The 19,072-nt window shown below is 75.2% G+C and carries 15 protein-coding genes; 5 read left to right on the top strand and 10 right to left on the bottom strand.

Translation table 11 applies throughout. The features are described 5' to 3' along the window. Positions 1–20 precede the first annotated feature (20 nt). Complete coding sequence (locus ACFC1T_RS00435; RefSeq protein ID WP_375881662.1) at positions 21–938, bottom strand: A/G-specific adenine glycosylase; 918 nt, start codon at positions 936–938, stop codon at positions 21–23. Between the two features lie 291 nt (positions 939–1,229). On the opposite strand from ACFC1T_RS00435, the gene ACFC1T_RS00430 reads away from it, so the two are divergent. After that, on the top strand, positions 1,230–2,096 hold the full coding sequence (locus tag ACFC1T_RS00430; RefSeq protein WP_375881660.1) for a hypothetical protein: 867 nt from the start codon (positions 1,230–1,232) through the stop codon (positions 2,094–2,096). 194 nt (positions 2,097–2,290) lie between these two features. On the opposite strand, the gene disA is transcribed toward ACFC1T_RS00430, so the two are convergent. After that, positions 2,291–3,349 (bottom strand): DNA integrity scanning diadenylate cyclase DisA, encoded by a 1,059-nt coding sequence (gene disA, locus ACFC1T_RS00425; protein WP_350507754.1) that lies wholly within the window; start codon positions 3,347–3,349, stop codon positions 2,291–2,293. 202 nt (positions 3,350–3,551) lie between these two features. Continuing rightward, complete coding sequence (radA, locus tag ACFC1T_RS00420) at positions 3,552–5,099, bottom strand: DNA repair protein RadA (protein ID WP_375881658.1); 1,548 nt, start codon at positions 5,097–5,099, stop codon at positions 3,552–3,554. Between the two features lie 150 nt (positions 5,100–5,249). Between radA and ACFC1T_RS00415 the strand changes: the two genes are divergently transcribed. Further along, positions 5,250–7,196, top strand: a complete 1,947-nt coding sequence (locus ACFC1T_RS00415) for a hypothetical protein (RefSeq protein ID WP_375881655.1) — start codon at positions 5,250–5,252, stop codon at positions 7,194–7,196. A 257-nt stretch (positions 7,197–7,453) separates the two neighbouring features. Here ACFC1T_RS00415 and ACFC1T_RS00410 read toward each other — a convergent pair whose 3' ends face one another. Continuing rightward, the gene (locus ACFC1T_RS00410) at positions 7,454–8,788 is read right to left on the bottom strand and encodes a DUF1254 domain-containing protein (protein ID WP_375881652.1); all 1,335 of its coding nucleotides are present in this window, start codon (positions 8,786–8,788) and stop codon (positions 7,454–7,456) included. 82 nt (positions 8,789–8,870) lie between these two features. After that, the gene (locus ACFC1T_RS00405) at positions 8,871–10,208 is read right to left on the bottom strand and encodes a DUF1254 domain-containing protein (RefSeq protein ID WP_375881649.1); all 1,338 of its coding nucleotides are present in this window, start codon (positions 10,206–10,208) and stop codon (positions 8,871–8,873) included. 220 nt (positions 10,209–10,428) lie between these two features. On the opposite strand from ACFC1T_RS00405, the gene ACFC1T_RS00400 reads away from it, so the two are divergent. Further along, a complete protein-coding gene (locus ACFC1T_RS00400) occupies positions 10,429–11,469 on the top strand; it encodes an NAD-dependent epimerase/dehydratase family protein (RefSeq protein WP_375881647.1) in 1,041 nt (346 codons plus the stop codon). Between the two features lie 95 nt (positions 11,470–11,564). On the opposite strand, the gene ACFC1T_RS00395 is transcribed toward ACFC1T_RS00400, so the two are convergent. Together ACFC1T_RS00395 and ACFC1T_RS00390 are read right to left on the bottom strand one after the other, a co-directional pair. Beyond that, positions 11,565–12,614, bottom strand: coding sequence for a family 2 encapsulin nanocompartment cargo protein polyprenyl transferase (locus tag ACFC1T_RS00395; protein ID WP_375881644.1), 1,050 nt, complete (start codon positions 12,612–12,614; stop codon positions 11,565–11,567). Positions 12,615–12,782: 168 nt separating this feature from the next. Beyond that, entirely contained in the window at positions 12,783–14,204 is a 1,422-nt protein-coding gene (locus ACFC1T_RS00390) for a family 2B encapsulin nanocompartment shell protein (protein ID WP_375881641.1), read from the bottom strand. A gap of 329 nt (positions 14,205–14,533) precedes the next feature. Between ACFC1T_RS00390 and ACFC1T_RS00385 the strand changes: the two genes are divergently transcribed. Next, complete coding sequence (locus tag ACFC1T_RS00385; protein WP_375881640.1) at positions 14,534–15,580, top strand: ATP-grasp domain-containing protein; 1,047 nt, start codon at positions 14,534–14,536, stop codon at positions 15,578–15,580. Between the two features lie 16 nt (positions 15,581–15,596). On the opposite strand, the gene ACFC1T_RS00380 is transcribed toward ACFC1T_RS00385, so the two are convergent. From ACFC1T_RS00380 to ACFC1T_RS00370, 3 genes are all read right to left on the bottom strand, one after another. Then, positions 15,597–16,139 carry a methylated-DNA--[protein]-cysteine S-methyltransferase gene (locus ACFC1T_RS00380; protein ID WP_375881637.1) on the bottom strand — a complete coding sequence of 181 codons (543 nt, stop codon included), beginning with the start codon at positions 16,137–16,139 and terminating at the stop codon, positions 15,597–15,599. Between the two features lie 148 nt (positions 16,140–16,287). Further along, a complete protein-coding gene (locus ACFC1T_RS00375; protein WP_375881636.1) occupies positions 16,288–16,521 on the bottom strand; it encodes a hypothetical protein in 234 nt (77 codons plus the stop codon). 184 nt (positions 16,522–16,705) lie between these two features. After that, complete coding sequence (locus ACFC1T_RS00370; protein WP_375881634.1) at positions 16,706–17,995, bottom strand: MFS transporter; 1,290 nt, start codon at positions 17,993–17,995, stop codon at positions 16,706–16,708. 203 nt (positions 17,996–18,198) lie between these two features. Here ACFC1T_RS00370 and ACFC1T_RS00365 point away from each other — a divergent pair, with 203 nt between their 5' ends. Next, the gene (locus tag ACFC1T_RS00365) at positions 18,199–19,047 is read left to right on the top strand and encodes a hypothetical protein (protein WP_375881632.1); all 849 of its coding nucleotides are present in this window, start codon (positions 18,199–18,201) and stop codon (positions 19,045–19,047) included. Positions 19,048–19,072: the final 25 nt, after the last annotated feature.

Here is a 19,072-nt window from a genome sequence, read left to right as displayed (position 1 = left end):
TCCGGGGCCCTCGCCGCCGGCTACTGGGGCAGCCGGTAGACGCCCTGCTCGACCGGCTCGACCAGGCCGTCGGCGACCAGGCCGTCCAGGGCCCGGGCGCGCTGCACCGCGTCCGGCCAGACCGCGTCCAGCCGGGCCTGCGGGACGGTGCCGTGCGCCTCGCGCAGCACCGCGAGCAGCTTGCCGCGCACCTGGCGGTCGGTGCCCTCGTAGGTCTGGCCGCGCCGGGCCGGGCCCTCGTACGGCGGGCGGCCGGCCCGCTGCCAGGCGCAGACGGTGAACAGCGGGCACTCCCCGCACTCCGGGCCCCGGGCGGTGCAGACCAGGGCTCCCAGCTCCATCACGCCGACCGCCCAGGTGGCGGCCGTCCCGGCGTCGTCCGGCAGCAGCGCGGTCGCGGTGCGGCGCTCGGCGGCGGTGGTGGCGGTGGCCGGGTACTCCACGCCGGTCACCGCGCGGGCGAAGACCCGGCGGACGTTGGTGTCCAGCACCACGTGCCGCTGGCGGAAGGCGAAGGAGGCGACGGCCGCGGCGGTGTACTCCCCCACCCCGGGCAGCGAGAGCAGCGTGGCGTGGTCGTCCGGGACCTCCCCGCCGTGCTCCTCGGTGATCGCCACGGCGGCCGCGTGCAGGCGCAGCGCGCGGCGCGGGTAGCCCAGCCGGCCCCACATCCGGACCGCCTCGCCGGGCGCCTCGGCGGCGAGGTCGGCGGGGGTGGGCCAGCGGGTCGTCCAGGCCTGCCAGGCGGGCAGCACCCGCTTCACCGGGGTCTGCTGGAGCATGAACTCGCTCACCATGACGGCCCAGGGCGTCGCGTCGGGGGTCCGCCAGGGCAGGTCGCGCTTGCTGGCCTCGTACCAGTCGATGACGGTCGAGTGCAGCAGCGGCAGGGGCAGTGGCGGCGCGGGGGCGGCTTCGGTGGCGGTGATGGCAGTCATGGCCCTTCGATCCTCCCACGGCCGCGGAGCCGGATCGAAGCGGATGCGGGGGCTCCGGACGGACCGTTCTCCCCCGGTTTCCGCTCGGGTCGCCACCCGGGCTCCTTCCGGACTCCAGCGGGTCTCCGGCCGGCTTTCCGCCGGTTTCCGGCCGGGCATCCGGGTGAAAGGACTCCCTCGAACGGATCAAATGGCGGATCATGTGAAAGAAGGGGCGACTGTGCGGTGTTGGTGAGTCAATCGCCACACGCAGTCCCATAGAGTTTGATCGTGCCCTCTTTGCGTCAACCCGTGGGACCGCTGCCGGCCTCGATCTACTGGCGTCGGCGTGTCGTCGTGCTCGTCGCCGTCGCGGCGGTCGTCGCCCTGATCGCCTGGCTGATGACCGATCAGGGCGGGGGCGGTGACGGCGGCTCGTCGAGCAAGGCCGCGCAGCCCGTACCGTCCCAGAGCCAGACGCCCGCTCAGGCGATCACGCCCGGCGCCTCGCCGAGCGGCCCCGCGGCGCACCCGGCCGGCGGCTCCGGCGGCGGGCCGGTGGCCAGCGGCGGCGGCAGCGAGGTCGGCCTCAGCGGCGGCGCCACGGGTGGCGGCGGGACCGGCGGCTCGGGCGGGACCGGTGGGTCCGGTACCTCGGGCGGGTCCGGCGGCGCGGGCGGTTCCGGTGGCGGCAGCCCGGCGCCCGGCGGGGCCGGCGGCGCGGGCGGTGGCGCCCCGGCGGTGAACACCGCCGAGGTGATGGCGCTCCCGGTCTGCTCCTCCTCGCAGGTCGCCCTGGAGCTGGCCGGCACCCAGAACTCGTACCAGCCCAAGGACAAGCCCAAGCTGGCGCTGACGGTCAAGAACTCCTCCGGCGCCAACTGCCGGGTGGACCTGGGCCGCACCGCCTCCGTGATCACGGTCAGCAGCGGCAGCAACAACGACCGGGTCTGGTCCTCCGGCGACTGCCCGCCCGACAAGGGCAACATCTGGGTGCAGATCCCGGCGAACGGCAGCCAGACCGAGACCTTCACCTGGGACCGCAGCCGCAGCAAGCCGCAGTGCGCGACCGCCGACCAGACCGCCCCGGCGAACGGGACGTACGTGGTGCTGGCGGAGCTCACCGGGCTCTCCGGTGACAAGGTGTCGGCCCGGACCTCGATCCGACTGGACAGCTGAACGCCCGTCACGTCCCCACGGAGCCCCCGGCCGCCGAGCGGTCGGGGGCTCCGCGCTTCGGCCCGTCGGTGCGTCGGCCCGGCGGCACGTCGGACGCTCCGCGCCGCGGGGTCCGGAGTCCGGGGACGCGGAACGGCCCCCGAGGAAGCGTTTCTCCGGGGACCGTTCGTGGTCCGCTGCGCGTCCGCGTCCGGTCAGACGTAGCGCTCCAGGATGGACGATTCGGCAAGGCGGGACAGGCCCTCGCGGACCGAGCGGGCCCGGGTCTCGCCGACGCCCTCGACCGTCTGCAGGTCGTCGATGCTGGCCGCGAGCAGCTTCTGCAGGCCGCCGAAGTGCTCGACCAGGCGCTCTATCACCGTGTTGGGCAGGCGCGGGATCTTCGCCAGCAGGCGGTAGCCGCGCGGGGAGACGGCGGAGTCCAGGGACTCCGGCGTGCCGGAGTAGCCGAGCGCCTTGGCGACCGTCTGCAGGTCCAGCAGCTCAGCGTGGGTGAGCGCCTCCAGGTCGGCCAGCACCTCGGTGACCGTGCGGCCCTTCTTGGCGGCGCGCTCCGGGAAGTAGTCCCGGGCGACCAGCTCGCGCTCCGGCTCCACACCGGCGATCAGCTCGTCCAGCTGGAGCGAGAGCAGACGGCCGTCGATGCCGAGCTCCAGCACGTAGCCGGCGATCTCGGTGGCGATCAGCCGGACCATCTCCAGGCGCTGGGCCACGGCGGTGACGTCCCGGACCGTCACCAGGTCCTCGATCTCCAGGGCGGAGAGCGTGCCGGCCACCTCGTCCAGGCGCAGCTTGTAGCGCTCCAGGGTGGCCAGCGCCTGGTTGGCGCGGGAGAGGACGGTGGTGGAGTCCTCCAGCACCCGGCGGGTGCCGTTGACGTACATGGCGATCAGCCGCATCGAGTGCGAGACCGCGACCACCGGGTAGCCGGTCTGCCGGTTGACCCGCTCGGCGGTGCGGTGGCGGGTGCCGGTCTCGTCGGTGGGGATGGTGGAGTCCGGCATCAGGTGGACGCCGGCCCGGACGATCTTGGTGATGTCCTTGTCCAGCACCACCGCGCCGTCGAGCTTGCACAGCTCGCGCAGGCGGGTCGCGCTGAACTCGACGTCCAGGACGAAGCCGCCGGTGCAGATCGGCTCGACGGTCTTGTCGAAGCCCAGCACGATCAGGCCACCGGTATTGGCCCGCAGGACCCGTTCCAGTCCGTCACGAAGCGCGGTACCGGGCGCGATGGCGGTGAGGGAGGCCCGCAGCAGGGCCTCCTCACGGGAGGCCTTGTCCGCCCCCCGGTCGCTGGCTGCCACGTGACTCCTCCGGTCGACCCCGTGCCGCGCGCCTCGCGCCGTGCGCCGGTCCGCGGTCTGTTGCTCTGTCGCTCAGTACCGCTCCGGTACTGCCTTCTGGCCAATGAGACTGGGGAAAGTCTAACTGCGTGCGGCTTCGGCAGGGCTTGGGTCAGCGCAGTTCGTCGGAGTCGAGCGGCTCCCAGCCGTCCATCAGCTCCTCCGGGTACGCCGGGACCCGGGGTGCGCGGGGCGCCGGCGGGGCCGACGGAGCCTCACCACGTCCCTCCGTACGGGCCTCACCGCGGGTCTCGGAGCGGCTCTCGGAGCGCGACTTGGCGGCGGCCCGGCGGCGGCCCGGGATGGCCCGCAGCGCCTCGCCGATGTCGGCCACCTCGACCACCTTCATGCCCGGCGGCACCTTGCCCGGGTCCGGCGGGACCAGGGCGTGGGTGAAGCCCAGCCGGTGCGCCTCGGCCAGCCGGCGCTGCACACCCGTCACCCGCCGCACCTCGCCGGCCAGGCCGACCTCACCGATCGCCACCAGGTTGCTGGGCAGCGGGGTGTCGGTGGAGGAGCTGGCCACCGCGAGCGCGACCGCGAGGTCGGCGGAGGGCTCGGTGAGCTTCACCCCGCCGACCGTCGCGGTGTAGATGTCCTGCTTGCCGAGCTTCACCCCGCCGTGCCGCTCGACCACGGCCAGGATCATCGCGATCCGGGGCGACTCCAGGCCCGAGGTGGTGCGCCGCGGGGAGGGGATCTGCGAATCCACCATCAGCGCCTGCACCTCGGCGACCAGCGGGCGCTTGCCCTCCAGGGTGACGGTGAGGCAGGTGCCGGGGACGGGCTTGTCACGCCTGGTCAGGAAGAGGCCGGACGGGTCGGCCAGGCCGACGATGCCCTCGTCGTGCAGCTCGAAGCAGCCCACCTCGTCGGTGGCGCCGTAGCGGTTCTTGACCCCGCGGATGAGCCGCAGCCGGGCGTGCCGGTCGCCCTCGAAGCTCAGCACCACGTCCACCAGGTGCTCCAGCAGGCGGGGGCCGGCGATCTGGCCGTCCTTGGTGACGTGGCCGACCAGCAGGGTGGCCATGCCCCGCTCCTTGGAGGCCCGGATCAGCGCGCCCGCCACCTCGCGGACCTGGGCCGGGCCGCCGGGGGCGCCGTCCAGCTCGGCGGAGGCGATGGTCTGCACCGAGTCCAGGATCAGCAGGCCGGGGTTGACCGCCTCGATGTGCCCCAGCACGGCACCGAGGTCCTGCTCGGCGGCGAGGTAGAGGTGCTCGGAGAGGGCGTTGATCCGGTCGGCGCGCAGCCGGACCTGGCCGGCCGACTCCTCGCCGGTGACGTAGAGCGTGCGGTGCCGGTCGGTGGCCGCCTTGGCCGCGACGTCCAGCAGCAGGGTGGACTTGCCGACACCGGGCTCGCCGGCCAGCAGCACCACCGCGCCGGGCACCAGGCCGCCGCCGAGCACCCGGTCCAGCTCCGGCACGCCCGTGGAGCGGGCCGTCGCGACCTGGCCGTCCACCTGGGCGATCGGCCGCGCGGGCGCGCTGACCGGGCCCGCGGCGGTGGTGCGGATCGGCACCGCGCCGTACTCCTCGACCGTGCCCCAGGCGTTGCACTCCGGGCAGCGGCCGACCCACTTCGGCAGCTGGTTGCCGCACTCGGTGCAGCGGTAGGCCGGGCGCGGCTTGGCGGTGGTCTTGGAACGCGGAGGCATGCGGCCCACGGTAGCGGCTGGGTGTGACAGCGGAGGACCACCGCCGGACAGGACGCGCGCCCACACAGATGGGCGATGTTGTTACCCGAAAGAAGTACATACGCGGCGAACGGCGGGGACGGACCGCCCGCTGCTCCTACCGTCGGACGGGTGACAACGCGAACTGTTGGGCCCGTCGGGGCTGCGGACGCCGTGCTCGCGGCGTACGACCGGCAGGTGGACGGCCTGTTCACCTACTGCCTCTCGGTGCTGTGCGAGCACGACGCGGCGGCCGGCGCCCTGCGTGAGGTCCGCGAACTGGCCCGGCGGCACGGCAACCGGCTGGCCGAGCCCGGACTGGTCCGGGCCTGGCTCTTCTCACTGGCCCGGTACTGCTGCCTGCGGCGGCTCGCGGACGGGGCCTGTTCGGAGGGCGGCAGCGGGCCGGAGAGCGGCAGCGGGCCGGAGGACGGGATCGGCGCGGGGCCCGGGGCCGATTCGACCGGGGCGGAGCCGACCGGGGCGGAGGCGGTCCGGCGGCGGCGCGAGCTGGCCTCGCTCGCCTGGCCGGAGGCGGCCGGTACGGACCCGGAGCAGCGCGAGGCGCTGGAACTCTCCGTCCGGCACCGGCTGACGCCGCTGGAGGTGGCGGCCGTCCTGGGCCTGCCGTTCGAGCGGACCCGGGCCCTGCTCGCCGCCGCCGAGGCCGAGGTGGCCCGGACCAGGGCGGCGCTGCTGGTGCTCGGGGTGGGTAGCTGCCCCGAGCTGGACCGGCTGGGCGGGGCCGGGGCCGAGTCCTGGCGGGACTGGGTGCTCGGCCCGGCGCTGCGGCGGGAGCTGGTGCAGCACGTGGTGGACTGCCCGACCTGCCGGGGAACGGCGGAGCGGGTGGCCGCCGGCGGGGCGGCGGAGGGCGCGTCCGGGCTGTCGGGACTGTCCGGGCTGTCTGGACTGTCCGGGCTGCCGCTGCTGACGGCGCCGGCCGCGGTGGGCGGCGCGGTGCAGCCCCCGGCGGCAGGGGTGTCGGGGCGGCGGGGTACCGCGGCGGCCGAACCGGGGCTGCGCTTCGACCACGGCGGCTTCCCCCGGCACCGGGCGCCGGACGCGGGCCGGAGCCTGGCGGTCCGTCGGCGGGTGGTGACCACCGGGGTCCTCGCGGCCGTCCTGGCGGCGCCGGTGGTGGCGCTCTGGGCCGGGCACCGGGGCGGCACCGGGGCGGGGGCGGCGGCCTCGGTGTCGGCGGTGCGGGTGGACGGGGCCGGGTCGGACGCCGGGCAGCGGCCGCCCTGGTCGGCCGGGGTGGGCGCGGGCGGCGGCGCGGGGATGCCCGGGCTGGAGCTGGCGGGTGCGGGTGGCAGTGGGGCGGGTGGCGGAGGTGGCGGGAGTGGTGCAGAAACGTTGCTGCCCGGCTTTCCGCGGCTCACCCTCCAGGGACCGCTGGTCCCCGTGCCGGCCCGCGGCGCGACCCCGCTCGGCAGCCCCGCCCTGGTCGCCGCCCCGGCCCCCGCGGTCGAACAGGCCTCCGCGCCGGGCGCGGGCAACCCCGCGCCCGCCGGGCTGCTCACCGTCGAGGCCGGGGAGTACGGCAGCCGGACGGTGCTCACCCTCACCAACTCCGGCACCACGGAGATCCGCTGGCACGCGGTGACGGACGCCGGCTGGCTCCGGCTCAGCCGCGACTCGGGGACGCTGGCGCCGGGGCAGCGGATCACCGTGATCGTCACCGTGGACGAGGACCTCGCGCCCACCACCCACTGGACCGCCCGGATCGCACTGCCGCCCTCCCAGGCGGTGGTCACCCTGGAGGGCGGACCGCAGAACCGGGGCGGTACCGCGTCCTCCTCGGCGGAGCCCTCGTCGGGGGACTCGACGGGGAGTTCGGCAGGGAGCTCGGCAGGGCCTTCCTCGGGGCCTGCGCCCTCGGGGCCTTCGTCGGCCTCCGCCTCGCCCTCCTCGCCGGCGTCGCCTTCGACGACGGCCCCGGCCCAGCCCACCGCCACGCCGAGCCGGACAGTCCCGCCGTCCCCCTCCGGATCGCCGAGCAGCGCACCCGCGACCACGGCGTCTCCGACGGCCGGCGCCTCGCCCCACCCGACGGGGGCGGCGACGGGGCACTAGGCAGGCGGGCCGCGGTGCCGCGTGGAGTGGGAAGTCGGCCGGGTCGACTTCCTGCTCCACGCGGCACGGGTGCGGCGACGTTGGGGTGCGTGCACCGGAGGCGCGCCCGAGCATCGGCCCGCAGGCGGGAATTCGGAGACGGACTCCGGGGAGGTCGGCCGCAAGGCCGCGTGGAGTGGGAAGTCGGCCGGATCGACTTCCCACTCCGCGTGCTGTGGGTCGGGCGGTGGGAGCGGGGGGCAGGCGGGGGCGGGGCGTCAGTGGCGGTGGATCGGGGGGACCTGGTAGCTGCCGTCCAGGACCGACGGCTTCGGGCGGTAGAGCCGGATGATCGGGCGGAACTCGCCGAGCGGGGTGGGGAGCCAGTTGGCGGCGGCCGTCGGGTCCTCGGGCGGTTCGTGCTGGAGGGTCACGGTCAGCGAGCCGTCCGGGCCGTAGACCAGGCCGGGGGTGCGGTCGCCGATCGAGTAGCGGTCCTCCGGGTTCTCCACCAGGTAGTAGTCCGGCACCGAGTACATCGTGACGGACCAGAAGGCCTCGGCCGGCGGGGGCTCCTCGAAGCGGAGGGTGTAGCTGTTGGCGCCGGTGAGCGGGCGGCCGTCGGAGTCGTCGTAGGTCATCGCGTACGAGGCCTCGTAGGCGTGGTTGCCCCACAGGCCGGCCCGGGCGGCGGCGGCCCGGCTGAGGTAGGCGGCGCGGCGGTCGGGGATGCGCCACTCGGGGTCGTCCAGGGTGCCGGGGCCCAGGTGGTCGATGTTGTAGTCGAAGAGGTGGAGCGCCGAGCGCCACTCGCCGAGCGGGTGGTCCTCGGGCGGGCGGGTCGCGTCCTCGACCCGCTCCCGCCCGGCGGCCAGGCCCTTGGCGAGTGCGAGGGTCCACTCGGCGGCCGCGGCGCGGTACGGGGAGGCGCCGTCGTCCAGCAGGCCGAGCGGGGCGAAGCGGCGCTGGTACTCGATGTCGGGGGTGGCCGGCGGGAAGGCCTGCATCCACACCCGCAGGCGTTCGAAGAAGGCCAGCCGCTCGGGGACGTCCGGGTCGGGCTCGGGGACTCCGGCGACCAGGCCGCCGGGCTCCAGCGGCTCCAGGGCGAGCGCGGCCTGGAGGGCCTTGACCCGGGGCAGGTCGTCCGGGCCGTCGCAGGCGAACCGGCCGACGATCGTGCCGACGGTGGTGGGCAGTTCGATCACCCGGGCCGGGTCCGGCGCGGTGCCGTGCCAGTCCGGCGGGACGACCAGCCAGGTCTGCGCCGCGGTGCCGGTGGCGCGGCTGCCGAGGTAGGCGACGTTGTCCGTCCAGGCCCCGATGAACTGCAGCACGTAGTAGGCGCCGGCGGTGTCCGGGACGTGCAGCACCTGCGGGCCCTCGGAGAGGTCCAGTTGGGCGATCGAGTAGATGGTGTCGTTGTTGACCGAGACGAAGCGGTCGCCGGGGCCGGCCAACCGGGTGGCGTGGCTGAAGTGGTTGAACGGCGCCGCCGGGAGGGTGCCCAGGCCGCCCTTGGCGAAGCGCTCGACCATGGTGAGGCCGGCGACGAGCGGGTAGCCGTAGACGTAGGCGTCGGCGGCCAGGGCCTCCAGCTCGGGCAGGTTCATCGGGGTCCTTCGTCGGGTCGGCGCCGGGGCGGGGCGGGGTCAGCGCGGAGCAGGGCGGGGTCAGCGCGGGGTCGGCACGGGGTCAGCGCGGGGTGAGCGGCGGGGGCTGCCAGCGGCCGTCCAGTACGGCGGCCTCCGGGCCGTGGATCCGGAGCACCGCGGCGAACGGGCCGTCCGGGGCGGGCAGCCAGTTGGCGGAGTGGTCGGCGTTGGCGGGGCGCTTGTGCTGGAGGTAGAGGGTCAGGCCGCCGTCCGGGTCGCGGACCAGGCCGGGGGTGTCGCCGCCGACCGAGTAGCGGTCCAGGGTGTTGTCGACCAGCCGGTGCCCGGGGAGCGCGTAGACGGTCACCGACCAGAAGAAGCGGGCGGGTGGCAGGGCGTCCGGGGCGAAGCGGATCAGGTGGTCGCGGTCGGCGGCGTTCGGCGGGCGGCGGCCCTCGCCGTCCGCTGCCCAACGGCCGTACCAGACCTCCTCGGTGGGCAGGCCGTACGGGTCGAGCTCGGCGGCGACGGCCAGCCGGAGGAAGTCCCCGCCGAGTTCCTCGCGGGTGCCGAACAGGCCTGCGGAGTCGCGGAGTTCGGCGACCGCCCGGGTCAGCCGGGCGCGGCCGTCGGCGATCCCGCGGCCGAGTTCGGCCCGCACCTCCAGCGGGAGGGCGGCGGGCTCGAACTCGCCGCGGCCGTCGACGCCGAGGTCGGTGAGGCGGCCGCGCAGCGCGGTCTCGGCGGGCGGGAGTGCGTCGGTCGGCGGGAAGAAGCCGAGCAGGAAGTCGAGGAAGGTGAGGAACTCGACGCCCTCCGGGACCTCGTCGCGCCAGACCGGCCAGACCGGTTCGGGGGCCGGGGCGGGCGCCGGGGTGCCCGCGTACGCGTGCAGCGGGCGCAGCCGGTACTGCTCCTGGACGGCCCGTAGTGCGGTGAGGTCGGCGGGGGTGTCCCCGGGCAGGCGGGTGCGGCCGACGACGCCGACCAGCCGGGTGGCGGCGCGGATCACACCGGTGACGCCGGGCGGGACCTCGCCCTGCCAGTCGGGGCCGGCCACCAGGAAGTCCCCGGCGTCCTGGCCGGTGGTCCGGGAGCCGATCAACCCGGCGGGCAGGGTGTCGAGTTCGTGCACCGCGAGGGCTCGGTAGTCGTCCGTGGCGGGCACCGAGAGCACCCAGGGTTCGGCGCGCAGGTCGAGCCAGGCGCGGGACGGGAGGGTGTCGTTGTCGGGGGTGACGGCGTCGGTGTCGGCGGGCCCGGCCGGCCGGGTGGTGTGGCGGAAGACGCCGAAGCCGCCGACGTAGCCCGGGTCGGCGTCGTCCAGGGCTTGGGTGTAGAGGGTCCGGTAGTTCCGCAGGAGGGGGTGGGCGCGGACCCAGGCCTCGGCCGCGGTCGCGCGGATGGTGGCCGGATCGACGAGTGCCGGGTTGACCATGCTGTCGCTCTCCCAGGCCGGATCAGGCAGACAAGGGCAGACAAGTGCAGACAAGGGGTGGATCAGGACAGATCGGGGCAGATCGGTACACCTGGGATGCTAAAGGGGGTGGGTGGGGGTGGCATGTCGGGCGGCGCCCGCGGCGGGCGGATCCGGTCCGGCGCTCTGCCCAGCGCTAACCCGGGCGTGGCGGCGGGCCGGCGGGGACAGGCTGAGTGGCATGAAGATCCTCCTGCTCGGGGGCTCGTCCTTCCTCGGACGTGCCTACGCCGCCGAGGCGCTCGCCCGCGGCCACCAGGTCACCACCTTCAACCGCGGCCGCAGCGCCCCCGACCTGCCCGGGGTCGAGGCCGTCCGGGGCGACCGCGACAGTGCCGAGGACCTCGCCCGACTGGTCGAGGGCCGCCGCTGGGACGCCGTCGTCGACACCTCCGCCCGTCAGCCCGCCCAGGCCGCGCTCTCCGCCCGGCTGCTGCGCGGACGGGCCGACCACTACACCTTCGTCTCCTCGGTGCACGCCTACGCCGACTGGGCCACCCAGGTGATCACCGAGGACTCCCCGCTCCTCCCCTGCCCCGCCGACACCCCGCCCGACCAGCCCTTCGGGCGCGAGTTGAAGGCGGGCGGCGAGCGCGCGGTGCTGGCGGGCTTCGGCGCCGAACGCACCCTGGTGCTCAGCAGCGGACTCCTGATCGGCCCGTACGAGCTGGGCGGCCGGCTGCCCTGGTGGCTGGAGCGGATGGCCCGCGGCGGGCGGGTGCTCGCGCCCGGCGATCCGGAGCGGACCATCCAGGTGATCGATGTCCGGGACTTCGCCGCCTTCGGGCTCGACCTGCTGACGGCCGGGACGGTCGGCCGGTTCCTCACCACGGCGCCGCCCGGGCGGCTCACCTTCGGGCAGTGGCTGGAGACCTGCCGGGAGCTCGCGGGCGCGCCCGGCACCGAACTGGTCCCGGTCGGGGACGCCGCCCTGCTGGCCGAGGGGCCGGACCAGGTCGACCCCTGGCTCGAACTGCCCTTCTGGGCACCGAACCTGCCGGAGTGGAGGTACATCTGGCAGGTCGACAGCAGCCGCGCCGAGGCGGCCGGGCTGCGCTGCCGCCCGTTCGCGGAGACCGCCCGGGACACCTGGGAGTGGCTGCGCGCCCGGGGGCCGGCCGAGGACACCGACGCCGAGGGGCGGAAGCTGGTGCCGGGGGCGCCGTTCACCCAGGGGATCGAACCGGCCAAGGAGCAGCGGCTGTTGGCCGCACACGGGTGAGGCGCCCGGGGGCGGGGGCCTCGCGCGGAGCCTGAGCGCGGAGCCTGAGCGCGGGGGCGGGGGCGGGGGCCGGTCCCCGCCCCGGCGGGCCTCGCTCAGTGGCTGCGGCGGGTCACCAGTTCGGCCAGCGCCAGCAGTTCGTCCGCCGCGGCCGGCTCCGGTACGGCCACGGCCAGCTGTGCCATCGCCGCGGCCATCCGCTCGCAGGACTCGCCCTGCGCCCAGCCGCGCCCGCCGGCCTCGTCGACGGCGGCCGCGCACTGCGCCAACTCCTCAGCGGTGAGCGGGCGTTCGAGCGCATAGAGCTCGCCGAGCCGGGCCCCGGCGGGGGTGCCGGAGCCGAGCGCCTTGACCACCGGCAACGACTTCTTCCGGGCGACCAGGTCCGCGCCGACCGGCTTGCCGGTGACCGTCGGGTCCCCCCAGATGCCGATCAGGTCGTCGATCAGCTGGAAGGCCAGGCCGATCTCGCGGCCGAAGCCGTCCATCGCCCGGGCCGCCTCCTCGGAGCCGCCGCCGTACAGCGCGCCCATCGCGCAGGCGGCGCCGAGCAGGGCGCCGGTCTTGGCCTCGGCCATCGCCAGGCACTCGGCGAGCGAGACGTCGTTGCGCTGTTCGAAGGCGCAGTCGATCTGCTGGCCCTCGCAGAGCTCGACCACGCAGTCGGCGAGCCGGCGGATCGAGCCGCGGGCGGCCGGGTGGGCGTCCTCGGCGACCAGGCGCAGCGCCAGGGAGTGCATCGCGTCGCCGGCCAGGATGGCCTCGGTGGTGCCGAACACCCGCCAGGCGGTGGGCCGGTGGCGGCGGGTGTCGTCCCGGTCGATGACGTCGTCGTGGAGCAGGGTGAAGTTGTGGACCAGCTCCACGGCGGCGGCCGCGGCGGCGGCCGTCCCGGGGGTGCCGCCGAGGGCCTGGGCGGCGGCGAGGACCAGCGCCGGGCGGATCGCCTTGCCGGAGGAGGACTCGGAGGGCGTGCCGTCCGCCTCCCACCAGCCGAAGTGGTACCCGGCGACCTTGCGCATCGTGCCGGGCAGCGAGTCGACGGCGGCCCGCAGGACCGGGTCGACCAGGCCGCGGGCGCGGGCGAGGATGTCCGCGGCCTCGTGGCCCTCTTTGTGGTCCCGCTCCAGCGTGGAGCTCGTCATGGGTTCCTCCCCCGTATGTCGTGGGACGGCCGGCCCGTCGGGCGGCCGGGTTGCGCCGGGGCGGCGGGCCGGTGGCCGTGCACACCGCGGCGCGCCGCCCGGCCGGTGGCTGGTGCCCCGGCCGGGCGGCGCGGATTCGGGCTCGGAGGCCGAGCCGGGAGCCCGTCGTCAGCGCTGGGCGACGTCCACGTTCTCCAGCACGCCGACGGCGTCCGGGACCAGGATCGCGGCCGAATAGTAGGCGCTCACCAGGTAGGAGATGATGGCCTTCTCGTCGATTCCCATGAACCGGACCGAAAGGCCCGGCTGGTATTCATCCGGAATTCCGGTCTGGTGCAGGCCGACGACACCCTGGTTGTGGTCGCCGACGCGCATCGCGATGATCGAGCTGGTGTGCCCGCCGATGATCGGGATCTTGTTGCACGGGAAGATCGGCACCCCGCGCCAGGCGTTGACGTGCTTGCCCTCGACCTCGACGGTGCCCGGGTTGAGGCCGCGCTTGCTGCACTCCCGGCCGAAGGCGGCGATGGCCTTGGGGTGGGCCAGGAACATCTTGGTGCTGCGGCGGCGGCTGAGCAGCTCGTCCATGTCGTCCGGCGTGGGCGGGCCGGAGTGGGTCTGGATCCGCTGGTCGTACTCAGCGTTCTCCAGCAGCCCGAACTCCGGGTTGTTGACGAGCTCGTGCTCCTGGCGCTCGCGCAGTGCCTCGATGGTCAGCCGGAGCTGGTGCTCGGTCTGGTTCATCGGCTGGTTGTAGAGGTCGGCGACGCGGCTGTGCACCTTGAGGATGGTCTGGGCGACGCTCAGCTCGTACTCGCGCGGCTTGAGCTCGTAGTCCACGAAGGCGCCGGGCAGGTCGTACTCGCCCTGGTGGCCGGCGGAGAGGCCGATCGCCGCCTCGCCGTGCTTGTTCTGGGCCTGCTGGAAGCCGTTCAGGTACTCCATGATCTGCAGCTGCAGCGACTCGGAGCGGTCGTGCAGCTCCTGGAAGGACGGCCAGGCGAGCGCCATCACCGTGCCGGAGGTGGCGGCGCGGACGGTGTACGGCCAGGCGCCGTCCTCCTCCTGGAGCGCCTCGTCGCCCAGGTGGTCGCCGTCGGCGAGGGTGCCGACCACCGTCTCCTCGCCGTACTTGCCGGTGCCGAGCCGGTCCAGCTTGCCGTGCGCGATCAGGAAGACCTCGGTGATCGGCGTGCCGGCCGTGACCAGGACGTCGCCCGGGGCGAACTGGCGCTGCACGAAGCGGCCGGCCAGCTCCTCCAGCACCGCGTCGTCCTGGTAGCCGCGCAGCACCGGCACCTCGGCCAGCGTCTGCGGGACGATCCGCACCTCGGAACCGGTCTTGACGAAACCCACCCGGCCGCGGCCGACCTTGTGGCGCAGGCGGCGGTTGACCCGGTACGTGCCGCCGGAGACCTCCACCCAGGGCAGCATCCTGAGCAGCCAGCGCGGGCTGATGCCCTGCATCTGGGGCGCGGACTTGGTGGTGGTGGCGAGGTTCCGCGCGCCCGCCGTGCTCAGTGACTGCTGCTGCCGGATCTCCGGCTGCGCGCCCGGCGCAGGAATACCGGCATTGGTTTCGGTCGACATAAGGGAGGCCCTTCGCATGCCCGATGAAGTGTCGCCTTGCGCATTCATGTTGCAGCTTCATGGTGGGCCCGTTCGGGGGCGTCCCGCAATCACTCATTCGAGTGGTTCCGAATAACCGAACAAATAGTACGACTAGATCACCTGATCGATATTTGTTCGACTATTTATTCGAAACTACCGGACTCCGACCCGCCATCTTCCCCCATCGACCGCCCCGTCCGCGCCACCCCTTGACAGATCCGGTCCGCGCCCACCCTGCCGTTCGAAGCCGTCGAACGGACCGCTAGGGTGCCCTGACCCTTCGTCAACTACGGTCCGGGAGGCGTCGCATGAACTCACCCGTACGGGTCTGGCTGAACCGCACCTACTCCGAGAACGTCCACTTCATCGAGCAACTGCGCACCGGCACACGCCCGGTGGTCGTCCACGCGACCCACGCCGACCCGGACTCCCCCGTGCTCGCCGCCGCCGACCACGGCACCCCGGAACCCGCCGACCTGCCCACCGACGCCTACGTCCGCTACGCGCTCGACTACTGCGCCCGGCACTCCGTCGACGTCTTCCTCCCCCGACTGCACCAACTCGCCGTCGCCCTGGCCCGACCGGAGTTCGAGGCCCTCGGCACCACCCTGCTCTGCCCGCCCGCCACCGCGGTCGCCGCCTTCGCCGGCAAGGCGGACGGCTACGCCGCGATCGCCGCCGCCGGACTGCCCACCCCGCCCTGGTGGCGGGTCCGCACCCCGGACGAACTGCTGGCCGCCGTCGGGCGGATCGAGAACGACGGGCACACCGCCTGCCTCAAGCCCACCACCGGCGCGGGCGGCGCGGGCTTCCGGGTCCTCACCCGGAAACCGTACGACCCGGCCCGGCTGGCCGGCTGGGACCACCGGGTGCAGGTCGACCAGGTGGCCGCGGCACTGGCCGCCCCCGCCGCCGGGGGCGAGCCGCTCGACCTGCTGGTGATGCCCTACCTGGACGGGCCGGAGGTCTCGGTGGACTGCCTGGCCGACCGGGACGGCCGCCCGCTCACCGTGGTCGGACGGACCAAGGACGGCCGCCGCCGGGGCTTCACCACCGACGAGCGCTACCTGGAGCCCGTACGGCGGCTGGTCGCGGCGAGCGGGATGGCGTACCTGTGCAACGTCCAGTTCCGCGAGTGGCAGGGGCGGCCGGTGGTCATCGACGTCAACACCCGCCCGGCCGCCGGGCTGTACCAACTGGGGCTGTGCGGGCTCAACCTGGCCTGGGACGCGGTGCGGCTGGCGCTCGGGGAGCGGGTCGAGGCCGGCGGGCCGCCGGACGTGGCGGGGATCGAGTACACCCTGGTGTCGGGGATCCAGCCGGTGCTGCCGCGGCGGGTGCCGGTGCGGTCGTAGGGACGTGCCGACGGCCCTAGAGCGGGCCGTTCCAGTCCAGCGTCGGCTCCAGCACCCCCTCCAGGGTGAGCAGCCAGCGCTTCACGTCGATCCCGACCCGGCCGCCGCCGAAGCCGCCGATCCCGTCCGCCGCCACCACCCGGTGGCAGGGCACCAGCAGCGGGACCGGGTTGGCGGCCATCATCTGCCCGACCGTCCGGGCGGCCAGGCCGGGCTCGGTGACGTCCTCGAACACCCCGCTGCGGGCGGCCAGTTCGCCGTAGGTGACGGTCTGCCCGTACGGCACCTGCTCCCAGAGCGTGCGCAGCACGGCGCGGTGCGGCCCGGAGCTGAGGCTCCAGTCGATCGGCAGGCCCAACTCGCGGGTGCGGCCCGCCAGGTAGGCGCCGATCCGCTCGGTCACGGCGGCGATCTTCGCCGGGTCGGTGCACGGCGGCACCTCGCCGTCCCGCCCGCCGTAACCGGCCGCCGCCACGCCCAGCGGCGTCACCGCGATGTGCATCGGGCCGCTGGGCAGCGGGGTGGGCACGGTCAGCCAGGACAACGACGACTGCGGCACGCTCGGGCCCCCGCCCTCCACCGGGTCGGACGGCGGGCGTACCGGCGTCCGAGGGGCTGGTCCGCCCCGCTCGCCATCGTACGGCGGGGCGGCGGGGCGCCGGAGGTGTTGTGCGGGCTCGGGGTACCGGAAGGGAGCGGCCCCGGTCTCAGTGCTGCCCCTTGAGTTCGGCGGACAGCGCCCGCGCCCAGCGCGACAGTTCGGCGCGGTCCGGCGCCCGGCCCTCGCACAGCACGGCGAGCTGCGCCTCGTTGATCCGGTTCGGTCCCGGGATCTCCAGCAGGTAGGCCAGTTCGGCCAGTACGGTGGCCAGCCGTTCGGCATCGGTGTGGTCCAGGACGGCCGCGGCCTGGTGGTGGCCGATGGTGAGCGAACCGGGCATGGTCAACCTCCTCCGTGACCCCCGCCCCTCCACCGTACGACCGACCCGGCCACCCCGCCCGCCGCGGAGGCACGCACGCGTGGGCGGAGCGACCGGCGGCACTCCGGGGCCGGCCGGTCACGGTGCGCGGTGGGCCGCACCGGTGGTGGCCGGGGGTGCGCCCCGGAGCCGTCCGAGGGGTGGGTCAGCTGCCCGGGCCCTCCTCCCAGCGTCGATTCCGTACGGCCGGTAGGCCCAACACTACGGCCCCGGCGGCCACTTGCCAGACCGCCCCGAGCAACAACACGTCACCGGTGCCGAACCGGTCCGCCAGCGGACCGGCCGCCGCCAGTCCCAGCGGGCCGAGGACGAAGGCGCCCAGCGCCCCGAAGGAGGTCAGCCGGCCCAGCAGCTCGGCCGGCACCCAGCGCTGGGTGGTGGTGCTGAACAGCGTCCCGCAGACCGCCGAACCGACCCCCGCCACCAGCGCCCCCGCGACCACCCAGGGCAGCGCCGCCCCCGCCGCCAGCGCCGCGGACGGCAGCGCCCAGGCCAGACCGGCCACGGTCGCCACCGCGAGCGGACGCCCCGGGCGGCGACCGAGCATCAACAGCCCGCCCAGCACCGCACCGGCCCCGTACACGCCCATCACCAGGCCCCAGGCCCGGGCGCCGCCCAGCTCCCGCTGCGCGGTGAGCGGGCCGAGCACCAGGAACGGGGCCCAGACCAGCAGGTTGAACAGGCCCATCTGCACGGTGGTGATCCACAGCCACGGGCGCGCGGTGAACTCCGACCAGCCGGAGCGCAGGTCCCGCAGCATCGACTCCCCGCCACCGGCCGGCACCCGCCCGGGCAGCCGGAGGCCGGCCAGCGCCAGGGCCCCGACGCCGTACGTCAGCGCGTCGATCAGCAGCACCGCGGCCGGGCCCTGGGTCGCCGTGACCAGCCCGGCCAGGGCGGGCCCGGCCACCGTGGACACCGAACGCGCCAGCCCCAGCAGGGTGTTGCCGTCCGCCCGCAGCTCCTCGCGGCGCACCAGAGCGGGCACGATCGCGCCGAACGCGGGCATGAACAGCCCCTCGCCGACCCCCCACACCGCCACCAGCACGACCATCGCCGGGACCGGAGCGTGCCCGGCCGCCAGCAGTGCGGCGAACAGCGCCTGGACGAGGCCGCGCAGGACGTCCGTGCCCAGCATCAGCCGGCGGCTGCCCAGCCGGTCGGCGATCACCCCGCCGGCCGGCAGGACCAGCACCACCGGGAGGATCCGGGCGGCCATCACCCAGCCGAGGTCGGTGCCGCTGCCGCCGGTGCCGCCACCCGCGCCGCCGCCGTCGAGCACCGCGAAGGCGACCGCGACCGGAGCCATCGAGGAGCCGAGGAGGGAGGTCGTGTACCCGACGAAGAAGCGGGTGAACTCACGCTCGCGCAGCACGGCGAGCCGGTCTCCCGGCCGCCGGGGGCGGGCCGGGGTCCGTTCGGTTTCCACTGCCATGGGCAGTCAGTCTGCGCGCGCCGGGGAGCCGGGTTCAAGGGTTTCCGGGGGAAAAGTTGAGCCTTTTCGCCTCAATGTCGGGAGGGGTCGGTTCTGCCGCAGTAAATCGGCCCTTTCGTGGCCACTGAACTGCGGTTTACTGCGGATCACCGCTAACCTGGACGGTGATGTGAGCCGGTCGTTTACTGCGGAAGAAGGCCGATGTGACGGAGCTCCCCCCGGTCGAGTACGGCCTCGCCGTCGAGCGCTACCTGACCGCCTCCGGACTCTCCGAGGGCTCCCGGCGGATCTACCGGATCGCCCTCCGCACCTGGGCCTGGGCGCTCGCCGACCGACCCGCCCCCACCGGCCCCGAACGGCGGCGCGCCCGCCCGCCCGTCCTGCCGCTCGCCCTGCTCGACCACCCGGACGCCCCCGGGCGGCTGCACACCGCCGTCGCCCGCCGCGCCGCCGCCACCGACCCGCGCACGCTCAACCGCGAGCTCTCCACCCTGCGCGCGGCCGTGGCCTGGTGGCGCGCCCAGGGCTGGATCGACGGCGACCCGAGCACCGCCCTGCGCCCCGGCCCGCTGCCCGCCGAACCGGCGGAGGGCGGGGGCGGCACCGGGGGCGGGGCCGGGGGCGGCCCGCTGGGCGAGGAGCAGCTGCGCGCCCTGTTCGCCCGCCGGGCGCCGCTGCGCGAGCAGACGCTCTGGCACCTGCTGCACGAGTCCGGCGCCGCCATCGAGTCCGTCCTGGCCCTCGACACCGACCAGTTGGACCTCCCCGGCCGCCGCACCCGCCCCCGCTCCGACCGCCCCGGGCTCCGCTGGGGCACCGGCACCGCCCGGCTGCTCCCGCTGCTGGTCGCCGGTCGCGCCGGCGGCCCGCTCTTCCTCACCGACCGCCGCGCCCCGGCCGGCACCCCCGCCGCCGACCGCTGCCCCCACACCGGCCGCGCCCGGCTCTCCTACCGCCGCGCGGCCGAGCTCTTCACCGCCCACACCCGTCCGCTGTCCGAACCGCCCGGCGCCGGCTGGACCTTGCGGCAGCTGCGGTCCCGGGCCCGGTAGGCCGGACAGGGCCTGGCCGCGCGCC

The organism is Kitasatospora sp. NPDC056076 (assembly GCF_042266305.1).
In the GTDB taxonomy this organism is placed as follows: Bacteria; Actinomycetota; Actinomycetes; order Streptomycetales; family Streptomycetaceae; genus Kitasatospora.
The sequence above is the reverse complement of the archived record's forward strand: the minus strand, read 5'-3'. Positions and strand labels throughout refer to the sequence as shown.